A 15,878-nucleotide genomic window follows, 5' to 3' on the forward strand; every position below is an offset into this window, starting at 1 on the left:
TTTGACAGCAGCAAATAAAGCAATAAACAAACCCGCATCATGGCAACTCTTCAATACAGATTCAATTATCGGTAATTTTGCAAGTTTACTGTCTGTGACTAACAATGGCGATTTCATTCCCAAAGTATGACAGGCATCAACAAGTTCACGAACCCGCCCTGTCCCCACCTTTATTGAGGTGGGATAGTTCCAATTAGCCGTTAATGATAATGTGCTCATCAGTAAATTCCTTTCTAATCGGTCATTCTTACATGAAAAGATTTGGGTCTGGTCAATACATCATACCCTATAGAAGAGAGCGTACAGCCACGCCCAGAGTTTTTAATGCCAGTCCAAGCTAAGGCAGGATCGAGATAATCACAACGATTAATAAAAAATGTTCCTGTGTCAAGTTGCTCACCAATAGAGATCCCTTGATCTATATTTTTGGTAAAAACAGCTGCAGTTAATCCATAGTTACTGTCATTCATTAATGCAATCGCTTCGTCATCGCTGTCAACGGACATAATGCCAACCACTGGCCCAAATGTTTCTTCAGTCATCACCCGCATTTTGTGGTTTACCCCCGTTAAAATCTGGGGAGCCATGTAGGCAGACCCTGGTTGATCCATGACAAAATCTCGACTATCGATATGTGCTATAGCACCCTGCGCCAAGGCCTCTTGAATCTGTATACGAACAAATTCAGCAGAAGATGGGCGAACAAGCGGTCCTAAAGTTGTTTCTGGTTCATCAGGACGTCCGAGTCTATATTGTTTAACAAATGCGACTGCTTTATTGATAAAATGATCATAAACATTCTTATGTACGTAAATACGTTCGATTCCACAACAGGATTGGCCTGAATTAAAGAAGGCTCCATCCATAAGCGAATCAACCGAGTTATCAATATCTGCATCAAAGCGAACATAAGCAGGATCTTTTCCTCCAAGCTCTAATCCTATATTCAAAAAACGTCCAGCCGTTACTCGTTCAATCACCTCTCCACCAGCAACAGAACCTGTAAAAGCAACATGATTTATTGCTGAGTGACCTAAGATTTCTTCCGTATCAGAATGCGTCAGATGTAAATACTGGAAAACTCCTTGTGGAAGATTTGCTTCCCTAAATGCTTGGGCGAACCGTTCGGCGACAAGTGGTGTTTGCGCAGAATGTTTCAGCAAAACTACATTTCCAGCCATGAGGGCTGGGATAATCGCATTCACTGCGGTTAGATAAGGATAATTCCAGGGAGAAATGACTAAAGTGACTCCTAATGGCTCACGTTTTATGTAACGAATAAAACCCGGTTTTTCAGGTAGTCTGAGCGGAGCAAGTGCTGCACTTGCGGCAGTAATCATATAACGAGCCCGTTCTTCAAGGCCGTTAATTTCTCCAGCGGCATAACGAATTGGTCTTCCCATTTGCCAGCAAATTTCGCTGGCAATCTCATCCTTATTAGCAACCAAAGCATCGACTGCAGCAGTGCAATAGTTCGCCCGCTCAGTTAAAGTGGTCGAAGCCCACTGTTTTTTTGCAGCTACTGCCCTATCCAATGCATCTTGAATCTCAAGGTTATTGGCAAAAGCACGCTCCACATAAAGCGAATTATCTATAGGCGAATAAGTCTTCAATGTATCGTTCATATCTATGAAAATCCAGGCTAAATAATTTCAAAATAACGATCCAGTTCCCAATCTGTAATATGACGGCGAAATTCTCGTTCTTCCCATTCGCGAGAAGTCGCAAAATGCTCAACAAATGGATCACCGAATAAAGAGCGAGCTGCATTTGACTCCTTAATACGACTAGCTGCTTCCCACAGTGTACGCGGCAATGCAAGCTCTGCCTCATGAGGTTGTGCGTAGGAATTGCCTTTGATTTCGGGGTATGGCTCCAGTTTATGTTCAATTCCATAAAGGCCAGAGCCTAAAGCTGCTGCCAAAGCCAAATAAGGATTTGAATCAGCAGATCCCAAACGATATTCAACGCGCTGCGATTTATCACTTCCCGGGATAACACGTAGGGCCGTGGTACGGTTTTCTACCCCCCATGTCGCATCAGTTGGAGCCCAGAACCCTGGAATCAGGCGAGAGAAACTGTTCACGGTGGGTGAGACCATTGCCAAAAACTCAGGCATGAGTTTCTGTTGACCTGCCACGAAATGCCGCTGAATTTCACTCATATTATGCTGCATTGAAGGGTCATAAAAGGCATTTTTCATATCATTTTTATAGCGTAAGGAAAGATGAATATGTCCACTTTGTCCAGGATAATGCGGTGACCATTTGGCCATAAACGTTGCCATCATATTATTGCGCTGTGCTAAGATTTTCATGAACGTTTTAAATAACGCAGCCTTATCTCCCGCTTCTATCGCTTTATCTACAGCGATTGCTGCTTCAATTACCCCAGGGCCTGTTTCTGCATGCAACCCTTCAATAGGAAAATCCATAACCTCACTCATATTGAGGATCTGATGATATAAATCCGCATGAACCGTATTGCGGATCATTGAATAACCAAAAAAATCAGGCGTCATAGGTTTTAAATCACGAAAACCTTTAGTACGGATACTGTCAGGAGTCTCGTCAAACATAAAGAACTCATATTCCAGTGCAGCATAAACATCAAATCCCATTGAATCAGCTTTTTGAACAATTCGACGAAGTAAAGCTCTAGGACATAATGCTTCCGCTTCTCCAGCAAATTCAGCCATAAATAACAGTTGATTCTCTTCGAAAACAAGATCACGACACGTTTCTGGGAGGATACGCACTAAAGTATCAGGGTAACCGGTATGCCAACCTGTATATTTTCCATTATCATACAGTTTATTTTTGGAGTCCCATCCCAAGATCACATCACAAAAAGAAAAACCATTCTCCAGAGCCGAGAAGAATTTATTACGGCTCATATATTTTCCAAGCATCACACCATCCACATCAAATAAACCAACCTTGATATGGGTCAGGTTACGCTCCTCGATAATTTGCTTTGCTGCCTCAACAGTCTTAACATCTTTTGGAGTTAACATAGCATTTCCTTTGCCTATTCGTTATCGGTCAATAGATTTCTTTCAAAACATGATGCGCTTAGCGGGGAGACGGGGCACAAAACCGCAGTGTGCGCGTCATTAAGGATTCTAGCACCACATCAACAAAGCTACTATCCACAGCAGTAGAGTTTGGAAAGAAGTTCATTGATAATATCCCAGATTCCATTCTTTAAATCCAGGGTTATTTATTTAAGTAAAAGGGACAAATCCTTTAAAATTAATTGCATAACTATTTGTCTATATGCTAAGGTTTTTTCATGATATACAAGACACATTACTCTAAAATAAAAATTACATCATGCCTGACTACTTTCTTGATGATCTTCCTCAGTCACTCCAGCATTTTCTTCAAAAAAATGATTTGAATTATCGTCAATCTCTTACTTCTATTCCTTTGTTTGATCCGCAAAAGACAAGTGCATGGACCTATGAACAAAGGAAAACTTTTGCGTCCATTTTTTATCATTTAAGAGGACATTTTATTAATTTTGTATGGTTCATTGCTAATTTTACTAGTAATGAATTAACAAAAAAAATAATTCTTGAAAATATTCATGAAGAATTGGGGATAGGAAGTCGATTTTCTCATGAAATGCTCTTTGAACGTTTCGCTAAAGAATGTGATGTGGATATTCATGATGAAATCATTAATGAAACACACTATGTTCCTTTTGCAAAAAATTTCAATAAAACTCACCTACAATGGCTGTCAGAACATGATGAAGAAGAAAGAGTAGCTGCTTTTGCTGCTTACGAGCGTCTTGATAATCTGGATTATACTTATTTGCTTCAAATGGGGGACTCAATCCGTTTATCAAAACACGCAAAAACTTTTTTTAAGGTCCATGCTTACGTAACCCATTTTAATTCCACGCTTGAATTAATTCAGCCTATCTGGGAAAAAAACCCAGATAAAATAGTTCGAGCCTTTCATTTTATCTATACTCACCAACAGCAAATGTGGCGCAATTTATCCCACCACTTATACGCCTTAGCAATCGATCCAGCATAAAACATCTATTTGAAACTGCTTGATTTAATCAATTTTAGGGAATTTCACAATAAAATGAGCAAACTCATTCAATTTACCCTTGCAAAAAATATCGCCTCCTGCATCTTGCATGAGTAATTTACAATAAGCCAATCCCAATCCTGTACCATCTTTGCGATCAGAAAAAAAACTTTCAAAAACTTTTTCAAAATTTTTAGAATACAATCCTCTGGCAGTATCTCTAACATGCAGATAATTAAAGTTGTCTTTCCCAGAGCCAATTTCTAACCAAATTGAAATGATTCCTTTTCCCATTTCCTCGATATATTCAAGACTGTTTTTTAATAAGTTCCAGAGTAAATTCTTAAATGCCAATTCCTCTAACCAAATTGAAAAATTGTTTTCATTACTTACCTGTATAAGCGACTTCTGGGTTTCTTTTAAGGGATAGTCATCCAGAGAACGTTCAATTAAATTTTGGATTGAATAAATAGCAAAATTTCTCGTGTTAAATTTATTATGTTTGATATTGCTCAATTGCATGCTAATCAGACGATTACTTGTTTCTATTCCACGAGTAATTTTATTTAAGCTTTCTTGTAAATCTTTTCGTATCTCAGAGTTTTTAATTTTTTTCAGAATAATTTCCTGTAGCTCAGCCTGCAAATAAATACTTGCTAAAGGTGTACGCAGATCATGAGCGATGCTACTTGCTAACATCCGCATTCCAGAAAGTCGTCCCGCATTAATAATTTCTCTATCTCGAGCAAACAAAGCACCAATCATTATTGCAGCAATAAAAGTAGCAGATAAACTAAACAGGGAGATATTTCCAGGAATATATTCAATCATTTGATGCGATGAAAAATAAGACAACAAAGCCAAGCCACATCCCAAAAAAGTCAGTACTAATGTACCCCGAACACTAGTTACCAATAAAAGGAAAAAAATAGCTGAAACACAATTCATTAACCATAAAGTAGAGCAATGATTAATTAGTGTTAAATAGCAAAAAAAATAAGGCAAACAAAATAATAAGACTGCATACCAGAAGATAGGCAAAAATTTTAACAATGCTTGTGGCCAAAACCGATTTACAGCCAAACTGGCACAGAGCACAGCAGCAACAAGTCTTAAGAAAAACTCCTCACTCATTTGAAAACTCTCCAGTTTCCAAAATACTCCAAAGAGCGGGTAATTAATCATCATCACTATCCCAAACAGCGTAATCTGATGACTTGCATCCTCCGTTTGCTTTACCAAGTATTGGTAAATAATAAATAATCCATCTTTTAGCAACTTCATTGTAACTAAACTCATCAATTTTTAACCGATTAAGAATATCACATCTAAATCATTTTTGATGAATATAAATTGCATCTACTCTAGCTCATGTGATTTTGCTAGAATTGCCGCAATTTCAACCTCAAGAAAATACATCATGACCACTTCCCATACACCGATGATGCAACAGTATCTACGCATTAAATCAGAATACCCTGATATGCTTCTGCTCTATCGTATGGGTGATTTTTACGAATTATTTTTTGATGATGCCAAACGTGCAGCGCAATTATTGGATCTTACTTTGACCCATCGCGGCCAATCTGCTGACAAACCGATTCCCATGGCAGGCGTTCCTTATCATGCGGTGGAAAACTATCTGGCTCGATTAATCAAAAAAGGCGAATCAGTGGCTATTTGTGAACAAATAGGAGACCCCGCAACAAGCAAAGGGCCTGTGGAACGCCAGGTTACTCGCATTATCACTCCAGGAACAGTGACTGATGAAGCGCTTTTGGATGCAAAAAAAGATAATTTATTGCTGGCTATTCACTGCCAAAAACAAAAAATTGGCATTGCTTGGGTTGAACTGAGCAGCGGACATTTTCATTTATTGGAATTAACAGAAGCAAATCAGCTTAGTGCGGAACTTATGAGACTACAGCCCGCTGAATTACTCTTACAAGAAGAATCTTCTTTGGAAGAATACTGCGCGAATTTTCCAATCAAACTGAGACCTGGTTGGGAGTTTTGTTTTGACGGTGCAAAAAAACGTTTATGTGATCAATTTTCGGTCTCCGACCTTTCTGCATTTGGTGAGCACGATCATCCTACTGCTTTGATTGCAGCCGGTGCGTTATTGAGCTACTTACAGACGACACAAAAACAAGCTCTTCCTCATTTAACCACAATAACCCTTGAGCATACCCATGATTACTTGCAATTGGATGCCTCAACGCAGAAGCACTTAGAAATATTTGAAAACATGAACGGTAACCATGAAAACAGCCTATTATCTCTGCTCGATAAAACGGCTTGCTCCATGGGCAGTCGCTTACTTAAACGTTGGCTGGGAAGACCACTCAAACAACATAACCAAATCATAGCGCGACAGCATGCCATAAAGGAAATTATCCATCTCCAATACAATGCATCCATCCATGAACTACTGAGACAAGTATGTGATGTAGAACGAATTGTGTCGCGCATTGCTCTAAAATCAGCACGGCCACGCGATTTAGTTGCTTTAAGTCATACTTTAGCATTACTTCCTGAGCTGAATGTCGTACTTACTCAAAACAAAAGCGAACTTTTAGTGAATTTAAAAAAGCACATTCAGCCATTACCTGCACTGCAGCAGCTGCTTGCATCAGCAATTATAGAAAATCCCCCTGTGTTGATTCGTGATGGTGGCGTCATAGCTCCTGGTTTTGATGAAGAGCTCGATGAGTTCAGACTACTTAGTACGCGAGCCAATGATAAACTCATGCACTTGGAACAAGAAGAAAAACAAAAAACTGGACTGTCTACTCTAAAATTCGGTTTCAATAACGTACAAGGTTATTATATTGAACTTTCTAAAACTCAGGCAGAAAAAGCGCCTCCGCATTACCACAGAAAGCAAACTTTAAAAAATGTAGAACGTTATATCACACCAGAATTGAAACAATTTGAAGAGAGAGTATTATCAGCCCAAGTAAAAGCCTTGGCGCGTGAAAAATGGCTCTATGAAAATTTACTGGTAGAAATTCAGCAAAATATAAATGAATTGACACAATTAGCACAAGCTTTGGCGAAATTAGACGTGTTAACGACTCTTGCGGAGCGAGCTCAAAGTTTTAATTGGTGCTGCCCAAACTTAGTACCTGACTCACAAATTTCCATTGAGGCAGGCCGCCATCCTGTAATTGAACATTTGCTGCAGGAACGCTTTATCGCCAATGACTTACAGCTCAAACCATCGCAAAATATCTTGCTCATTACAGGCCCCAACATGGGTGGTAAATCGACGTATATGCGTCAAACTGCGTTAATTGTCCTTCTAGCTCATATTGGCAGCTTTGTTCCTGCTAAATCGGTAACCTTAGGACCTATTGATAGAATTTTTACTCGTATTGGTGCGAGTGACGATCTAGCTTCTGGACGTTCAACCTTTATGGTAGAAATGACTGAAACAGCACAAATTCTAAGACAGGCAACCCACGAAAGTTTGGTTTTAATTGATGAAATCGGACGCGGTACCAGCACCTATGATGGCATGGCTCTGGCCTATGCGAGCTGTTCTTATCTCGCAACGACCATTAAGGCGTATACTTTGTTTTCTACGCACTATTTTGAATTAACTCATCTTCCAAAACAATGGTCGTGTATTCGGAATGTTCATTTACAAGCATCATTAGATACCGGCCGCATCATCTTTTTATATCGGGTAGAACCAGGACATGCAAATCGAAGTTATGGATTGGAAGTAGCAGAGCTTGCGGGTATACCCGCTGAGGTTTTAAAAATTGCTCATACTCATTTAAATCATATACAAACCACTCCACCAGATTCCCAAATACAATCAGAAGCTCAAGTGCATACCCAATCACCTGTTTTGCATGAACTAGCGAAACTTGATCCGGATAGGCTGACTGCTAGAGAAGCACTTGATTTAATTTATCGATTCAAAAGTATGGTAACAAATTAATGTCTTGATTCAATTGAAACTCTTTGCTGCAGGGGGTACGGAAAATACCATGCGCACCCTCTTCTCCTATGCACACTCAATTAAAAATGACAAGAATGATATCAATGATAACTCTATTTACTGTTCTCTTACCCTAGCCCTTCTACTCGATTAAGTGTATATTCTCAAAATGTTTTCTGATGCATGTGGGGGCATTTTTGGTGGAAAAAGTACTGAGACTATCATGAAAAAACTAATCTATCTGATACTTCTCATTACCTGTTTTGCGCTATTCGCTCAAAATAATGCCCCAGTACCCATTACCATTTATGGAGTTTCTGGAAAAGTCGAGGCCAACGTTGAAAAACGGTTGAGTGAATTACAAAAATTAAAACCTCTTACACAATTCAGCCAGGAAGAATTACAAGACCAAATTATTCAGGCAGTCCAGCCATTCGGCTATTTTAAAGCCGAAGTCACCTTACGCAGACCTAATGCGCGGCAGTTGACAGTCATAATCCATGCTGGTCCACAAATCATGATTTCACAACTTCAAATCGAACTCACAGGTGAAGGATCACACAACCCTATCCTACGTGATGCAATAAAAAATGTACCATTAATGCAAGGTACTCCTCTCTTCACAGAACACTATGAGCGGACCAAATTAAAACTTCTCGATTCGGCAGAAAGTCAAGGCTACATGCGTGCTGGATTTAAGAAAAGTGAAATTTTAATTGATGAAGAAAACTACACAGCAGCAATTACACTGATTCTTGATACAGGGCCTCTTTATTATTTTGGACAAATACAATTTAATCCTACATATCTTGATCCTAAGTTACTGCATCGTTTTGTACCTTTCCAACCAGGACAAATCTACTCCGGGGATAAAATACTCCAGTTAAATAATGATTTATCAAATAGCGGTTACTTTAGCTCTGTACTTGTTAAACCACGGGTTACTGAAAACCCAACTGTTCCAGTGCAAATCGATACTGACCCAACATCCAAATACTCTTACACTCTTGGTGCAGGATACGGAACAGATACAGGAGTTCGTGGCCGAGCTGCATTGCATGTTGTTCCAGTCAATCGCCAAGGACATAAATTCAACCTTACAGCTCAAGGATCGTTTGTTCAAAATGCATTACAAGCCCAATATATTGTTCCCGGTAACAATCCTGTCAATGATCAATACACTCTTACGGGAAATTTTTCGAATTTAAATTACACCGCAGGGTATAGTAATTCATATCTTATCTCCCTGGCCCAACAACATCGAGTAACCAATTATCAGCGGATACTCTCTATAAATACACTTTATGAAGGATTTCATTATTCGCTTCAGGAAAATACAAAGCAATTTCTACTTTATCCCAAAGCAAGTTTAACGTTTAGCAAGACCCAAGATTTACTCTTTTCACCATCGGGGTATAACATTACGGTTAATGGCCTTGCTGCAAGCAAAACCCTTCTGTCTACTATTAATTTTGCTCAAGCTTCATTGGATGTAAAAGCTGCGATAAGAATAGAACCGCTACGTTTGCGCCTTTACGGACATGCAATCCAAGGTATTACTGCAATCAATAATATTAATCAGCAACCCATATCACTTGCATTACTTTTGGGAGGGATGGATAATTTAAAGGCATTTGGATTTAATTCAATAGGCCCGGGCAGAATCCTTAGTTATGCTGGTCTTGAAATTCAAAAAGAAACAAAAAAAAATTGGTATCTGATTGCATTTTATGACGCAGGAGCTGTTTACAACCCAGCCCCTTTAACGGCCTATTATGATGCAGGTGGTGGTTTAATGTGGGTTTCCCCTATAGGTCCAATCAAAGTAGGATTGGCTCAGACAATTAATAGTCGATGGCAACGTGACGGAAATAACCCTCGTTTGGTGATCAGCATGGGGCCCGATCTATGAGGCGAATTCTCCTAAAAACACTGCGCGTGATAGTTAAAACACTTTATATAGGTTCTTTGTTCCTTATTTTACTTGCTGGAATAGTCTTATTTTTATTGGATACAAAATCGGGACTACATACTCTTGTCCAATTCAGCCGTCTCTACCTTCCTGGCACTCTAAAAATTGAGCAAGTTGAAGGAAGCCTACTAAATAACTTTTCTCTGAATGGGGTTGAATACCAAAATAAATCTCTTAGAGTAAAAATTAAACAATTGAAAGTACAATGGAAACCTCATTCTTTGCGAGAAAGCCAATTAGTGACCGCTAAATGGGAAGGCCTGCAATGGAATACAGAAAAAGATAAAATCATAGACAGTGAAAAAGGGACACTCACCGCAGCCGGTATTTTACCAAATATACAAATCAATATACACTCGAAAATAACCGCTGCACCCAAAGATCAGTGGCTAATGGATGCAAAAATTCGCGGAACTTTGCCTTGGAAGTGGACTTTTAATGCCAATTTAACCCAGCCTCAGAATACTTCTGATCAGCATGCTCGTTTGTATACTAATTTATCTACCCATGGCGAGATTACTTCCAAAAATCGAGGTAATTTATTGCTGACCATAGGCCCTGGCGTTTATCATCCCCCAAATAATGCCCCTCTTCCAAGTGTTCAATTCAAAGGCGGGTCTTTAAAGATCATCCTTTCACCAAAACAGCTTAAAGGCTCCGGTATTTTGGCAATTGATGAAAATAAAAATTTAAAACTGCAATTTAATCTGCCCAAATTTACTCTAGATTCAGGCTTAAAGAACGACCAAAAAATAAACAGCGAATTATCATTGGAATTAAGTTCTCTCAGTTTTTTGCAAAAAATTAGTCCTGAAATTGACAAGCTCAAAGGACACTTTATTGCTTCATTAAAAGTAAAGGGTACTTTGCATAAAAGAAAAATAGAAAGTCATTTAATACTTAGTAAAGTAAGTCTTTCTTTACCCAAACTAGGCCTTAATATTGATGGTCTCGAAATGAATGTTCTTGGCACTGAACACTCTTGGGAAGCAACAGGTTCAGCAGCATCAGCGGGTCATCATTTATCACTTACCGGAAAAGGGAGCTTAAATTCTGAATTTATAGGGGACTTCAGTCTTGAGGGCAATGATTTTCCGTTGGTTCAAACCAGTGAATATAAGATTCACATCTCCCCCAAGCTCAATCTACATGTAACACCAAGTCTGCAAACCCTTTCTGGTACTATTTTGATTCCTTATGCTGAAATTAAACCCCGCTCATTCAACAACAGCATCTCTTTACCGGATGATGTAGTTTATAAACGTAAGGAAAAAGCATCTCCTTCATTTACTTTGATCAACAATATGGATATTAATCTTGAAATGGGAAAAGAGGTGGCAGTCAATCTAAAAGGATTAAAGGGGTATTTAGATGGAACACTGAATATCAAACAGCAACAAAGTTCAATTGATGCATATGGCGAATTATCAATTAAAGAGGGTACTTATAAAGCCTATGGACAAAACTTAGCGATACAACAGGGACAATTAATCTTTGGCGGTGCCATGAGTAATCCTGGAATTAACCTTCGTGCAGCAAAAAAAACCAGGAAGACCCCAACAACTGTTGCTACTTCAAGCCAACTTTTGGACTTTAATAGCACGAACCTACAAAATATGAATTATGGAGAAACACTGGTTTTAGGCGTAGAAGTCACAGGTCGGTTGGCTCGCCCTAAAATTCAATTATTTTCAGTGCCTGCAACTTTTTCTCAAGCAGATATCCTTTCCCTGCTTGTCCTTGGTCGCCCGGCAAACCAAGCAGACAAGGCAGGAGGTCAATTGCTTCTTGCGGCTCTCTCTTCTATGAATCTAGGAAGTGACACCAACAGTCTCCGACTTTTAGAGCAACTCAAACAAACTGCAGGTATTGATTTTAATATACAAACCAACACTAACTACAATCAAATAACCAACACCACTAGGGATACTACTTCTTTTATGGTAGGAAAATCTCTTTCAAAACGTCTTTATTTAAGCTATAGCATTGGCTTGTCTCAAACAGACACAAATATGCTAACGCTCAGATATTTACTCAACAAGTTTTTTAGTATTCAAGTAAGTAACAGTGATACGAGTAGTGCTATTGATTTTTTGTACACCTCAAATAAAAAACTCAAAAAGGAAAGCGTTCAAGACAGCCAAGGTAAAAGATAAAGCCCATCTGGTTTGAGGTAGTTATAGAATCTTCGAATTAAAATTCTGCCTTCACTCAAACTACGGGAGTTGTGTTAAAATATCGCAGATTACGATTTAAGCTAGCCCCCCCCTCTGGCCGTACAGTATAAATGACATAACAGGATTATTTTAATGACCGATTACAACATACCATTGAGATTAACTCGCTTAAGAAGTAGTGCCATGTCTCGTGCTCTAGTTAAAGAAACACGCTTACATCCGCAACAATTCATTGCCCCTTTATTTATAAGTGAATTACTGAATGAGCCACAAGAAATAAGTGCAATGCCCGGTCAATTTCAATTAAGTCTCGATTGTATCCCGAATGAAATTGAACTACTTACTTCCTTGGGTATTCCTGCAGTGCTTTTATTTGGTATCCCCAAATATAAAGATGCTTATGGTAGCGAATCATTTAATCATGAAGGAATTATTCAAAAAGCTATAAAAGCAATTCGTGCTGTGAATAAGGACATCCTAATCATCACCGATCTTTGTTTTTGTGAATATACGGATCATGGTCATTGTGGAGTGCTCGCAGGAGAATGCATTGACACTGAGAAGACCTTGGCTTTTCTTGCAAAACAAGCTGTAAGCCATGCACAAGCTGGTGCAGATTGGGTCGCGCCTAGTGGAATGACTGATGGAATGGTGAGTGTCATTCGCAAGGCGCTAGATATCAAAGGATATCAGCATATCCCTATATTAAGCTACAGCGCCAAATACTGTTCCTGCTTATATGGACCTTTTAGAGAAGCAGCTCAAGGAGCACCAAAATTTGGTGATCGTAAAGCCTATCAAATGGATCCTGCCAATAGTGCCGAAGCTTTAAGAGAAACATCTCTCGACATTGATGAAGGAGCTGACATGATCATGGTAAAACCTGCCGGATTTTACCTGGATATTATAGCGAAACTAAAACAACATTTCCCTGAAGTGCCTCTTTGTGCTTATCAAGTAAGCGGTGAATATTCGATGATTAAGATCGCTTCTCAAAACAAGCTTATCAATGAAGAGCAGGCCATAATAGAAAGTTTGCTTGCTATAAAACGTGCAGGGGCAGATTTTATTATTTCTTACTTTGCCAAAGATATTGCACGTTTATTGAGTCAGAAATCATAGGCTTATAAGCGCCTTAACTAAAACACTTACTCTCTCATTAGAAACAAGCACGGATTGAGTTTAATCTCCAGTCTTGAGCTTGTTTTTATTATCTGTGAGGAAATATACCGCTTTCCAAAAAATATTGCTTAAGGCTAATGTAATAGACACTAAGTTATTTTGCGATATACTCTTTGTGCGTTTTAAAGATGTAAAAAATCCGATTGGTTAAGAATAGTTACTTCCTCACTAGTCTTAGTGGACATATTAACTTCTAACGAATCACTTATAATTAAATGGAGAAAAAGATATAATGAATTTAATATTTAAAGGTTTTTCAGCGGTAGCTTTAGGTTTAAGTGCTGTAACAGCTTTTGCAAGTCCCGTTTATTTAATCACTCATAACAATACTTCCGTAGAATCAAATGCATATATTGCTGGGGTCCCTTCTGCATATCCAACTGCCGCTAATTCAACTCAAAAAGTTTATTGGAATCTCGTAAAATTGGCCTGCTATGGACATACAACTGGTAAACAGTGTTCTGCAATAATTAAAATGGCTACTAATACAGCTAATCCCATAGAAGTTGGGGAAGTTTATATGGATCTTGATACGGGTGATATCAATCCAAAGTATTTATCAAAGAACGGATATACCCTTTTTGTTAATGGCCTTGGTGAAGCAACCATTATCAAAAATTAATTATCTTCATCTATATCAGTGAGGAGGCGAGTTTCGCCTCCATCGAACGTTTAAGTTAATCCAGATTGACAAAAATCAAGGCAACCGTTCACCTAATTAATTAGTTGCAATAGGTGCTGAACAGAACAGCAAACGTAGCGTCGCTGCTTATCGCCAGGCTCTATTGACACATGTTTCATTGAATCTTGGTTGAAACATCCAACCTACTTAGATCACGAGGTTCAATCCTTCGTATGGGAAAAAATCCGGTTGCAAGCAAACAGGCTACAATTGCGAAGTACAACAAAGGAACATGAAGACCCATGCCAGTACTCTACCTTGAGTCAGTCTATTTGGCAGTTGGTGCGAACGGGTTATAAACAAAAAGCCACTTCAAGTGGCTTTTATCTCATCATGCTCATTCTAAAATTAACTATTTAGTAGGTACTTCGGGGACTTTATCAATAACCCATGTCAATTGAGCACCCACAAGATCGGCAGCAAAGTGGCCGTCTTTAACATTCACATTGTATACAGACGTTTGTGAAAGAGGCTGGACAGAATTCACATCTGGCTTGCCTCCAGCAAACAAGTGAGTGTACCCTACATCGATACCAATAGTGGGTCGCCATTGATAATGCGCGCCAACAGCAATTGCCCAACGATCAATATCAGGTAAACGAACATTTCTATCTATATCATTTGTTGGAGTCTGATCATAACCACCACCTAGACGAAGCATAAGTTTCGGATTTACATGATAATTGGCCCCAAGAGCAACACGCCAGGAATCATGGTAGTTTTGTGGTACAGCACTATTAATACTGGCTTGAGTCACATTAAAAAGTGGTGGAGAACCAATATGGGGTACCGCAACATTATTTAATTGAATGACTTTAAAAACACCCCAGCCTGTATAAACAACAGATCCTAATAAAGCTAACCGCGGATTGACATCCTGATAAGCACTTAATGTGAGTACATCCGGGAATTCTTGTGGATCACTAAATAATTCATTATTTATACGGGTTGTTGAAGACGGTAATACTGGGAAAATTAGATTAAAATCATTATTCGCCAATACTCCAGTCAAGCGGCTATGTCCATTGAAAACATGTCTTATTCTGGATTGATAATTAATACCTATGCGGGTGTGGTTATCATTAAATATTCCCATCACCCCAACATGGAAGCCGACTCCATAAGATTTTGCTTTGTTGTAACTTAAAGTATCAACGAGTGCAGGATCGTCTCCAAGAATTTGAAATAAAGTGGGCGCACCAATCATTTGATTGAATTTAGCACGAGACCATTGAATATCCAGACCAGCTCCCAATGCAAAATGTTCCGTGAGTCGAGTACCTAATTCTGGCGAAACATTCATAGTTAAAATTTCGGTATATGTCGCTGAATAACGTACAGGAGAATCTTGAGCCCAATCAGTAGACAACCCAAATGGAGCAGTGATACTTAAAGCAAAGGTAGTACGTTCACCTAAAGGACGAGCATAATGAAAAGAGGGAACAAATGCATCGTAGCTTCCATCTACACCGTTTATATCTTGGACGTAATTAACAGAAGTAGGACCGCTACGCGTAGTAAAAGTACTTGTACCATCGAGTTTCATAGTAGGAAATATGCCAACACCACCAAACACTACTTGCTGTTCACGAATTAAGGCTAAACCGGCAGGATTATACCAACCTGTTGATGCATCCGCAGCTTCAGCTGCAGAACCAGCAGCATAGTTACCAACTGTATATCCAGCACCCTCTCCGTATAAAGAGAATCCTGCTGCATGAACTCCACCTGTAGCCAGAACACTAATAACAGCCGCGCTAACTAGTGTCCTTAAAGGTTTGTGCATATTTTTCACTCCTTACTCCTCAAGTATCAAACTTCAAAAAACTGATCAAAGACGTCCGCTAGAGGGCGAGTGTATCCT

General features: G+C 39.0%; 10 protein-coding genes and 1 pseudogene. 6 read left to right on the forward strand and 5 right to left on the reverse strand.

Going from position 1 to position 15,878, the window contains the following annotated elements; translation table 11 throughout:
• The 3 genes and pseudogenes from Lpar_RS14925 to Lpar_RS14935 form a co-directional block, all read right to left on the reverse strand.
• Nucleotides 1-219, reverse strand: a pseudogene (locus Lpar_RS14925) (iron-containing alcohol dehydrogenase); the annotation flags it as partial.
• 14 nt (nucleotides 220-233) lie between these two features.
• Nucleotides 234-1,625 (reverse strand): aldehyde dehydrogenase family protein, encoded by a 1,392-nt coding sequence (locus tag Lpar_RS14930; RefSeq protein WP_058518670.1) that lies wholly within the window; start codon nucleotides 1,623-1,625, stop codon nucleotides 234-236.
• A 17-nt stretch (nucleotides 1,626-1,642) separates the two neighbouring features.
• Nucleotides 1,643-3,016 carry a glutamine synthetase family protein gene (locus tag Lpar_RS14935; RefSeq protein ID WP_058518671.1) on the reverse strand — a complete coding sequence of 458 codons (1,374 nt, stop codon included), beginning with the start codon at nucleotides 3,014-3,016 and terminating at the stop codon, nucleotides 1,643-1,645.
• Nucleotides 3,017-3,335: 319 nt separating this feature from the next.
• Here Lpar_RS14935 and Lpar_RS14940 point away from each other — a divergent pair, with 319 nt between their 5' ends.
• Nucleotides 3,336-4,049 carry an iron-containing redox enzyme family protein gene (locus tag Lpar_RS14940; protein ID WP_058518672.1) on the forward strand — a complete coding sequence of 238 codons (714 nt, stop codon included), beginning with the start codon at nucleotides 3,336-3,338 and terminating at the stop codon, nucleotides 4,047-4,049.
• 24 nt (nucleotides 4,050-4,073) lie between these two features.
• Here Lpar_RS14940 and Lpar_RS14945 read toward each other — a convergent pair whose 3' ends face one another.
• Complete coding sequence (locus tag Lpar_RS14945) at nucleotides 4,074-5,333, reverse strand: sensor histidine kinase (RefSeq protein ID WP_058518673.1); 1,260 nt, start codon at nucleotides 5,331-5,333, stop codon at nucleotides 4,074-4,076.
• Between the two features lie 136 nt (nucleotides 5,334-5,469).
• Between Lpar_RS14945 and mutS the strand changes: the two genes are divergently transcribed.
• The 5 genes from mutS to Lpar_RS14970 all read left to right on the forward strand — a co-directional run bounded on the left by mutS (nucleotide 5,470) and on the right by Lpar_RS14970 (nucleotide 13,954).
• Nucleotides 5,470-8,001, forward strand: a complete 2,532-nt coding sequence (gene mutS, locus Lpar_RS14950) for a DNA mismatch repair protein MutS (RefSeq protein WP_058518674.1) — start codon at nucleotides 5,470-5,472, stop codon at nucleotides 7,999-8,001.
• 223 nt (nucleotides 8,002-8,224) lie between these two features.
• Nucleotides 8,225-9,913, forward strand: a complete 1,689-nt coding sequence (locus tag Lpar_RS14955) for an autotransporter assembly complex protein TamA (RefSeq protein WP_058519294.1) — start codon at nucleotides 8,225-8,227, stop codon at nucleotides 9,911-9,913.
• Nucleotides 9,910-12,129 (forward strand): translocation/assembly module TamB domain-containing protein, encoded by a 2,220-nt coding sequence (locus Lpar_RS14960; protein ID WP_058518675.1) that lies wholly within the window; start codon nucleotides 9,910-9,912, stop codon nucleotides 12,127-12,129. Before Lpar_RS14955 ends, Lpar_RS14960 begins: the two co-directional genes overlap by 4 nt.
• Nucleotides 12,130-12,282: 153 nt before the next feature.
• Nucleotides 12,283-13,272, forward strand: a complete 990-nt coding sequence (gene hemB / locus Lpar_RS14965; RefSeq protein WP_058518676.1) for a porphobilinogen synthase — start codon at nucleotides 12,283-12,285, stop codon at nucleotides 13,270-13,272.
• Between the two features lie 292 nt (nucleotides 13,273-13,564).
• Nucleotides 13,565-13,954: a hypothetical protein gene (locus Lpar_RS14970; protein ID WP_058518677.1), complete on the forward strand. Its 390-nt coding sequence runs from the start codon at nucleotides 13,565-13,567 to the stop codon at nucleotides 13,952-13,954.
• Nucleotides 13,955-14,366: 412 nt separating this feature from the next.
• Here the strand turns inward: Lpar_RS14970 and Lpar_RS14975 are convergent, their stop codons facing one another.
• Nucleotides 14,367-15,809, reverse strand: coding sequence for an OmpP1/FadL family transporter (locus tag Lpar_RS14975; RefSeq protein ID WP_058518678.1), 1,443 nt, complete (start codon nucleotides 15,807-15,809; stop codon nucleotides 14,367-14,369).
• Between the last annotated feature and the right edge of the window lie 69 nt (nucleotides 15,810-15,878).

The sequence above is a fragment of the Legionella parisiensis genome (genome assembly GCF_001467945.1).
GTDB lineage: Bacteria > Pseudomonadota > Gammaproteobacteria > Legionellales > Legionellaceae > Legionella > Legionella parisiensis.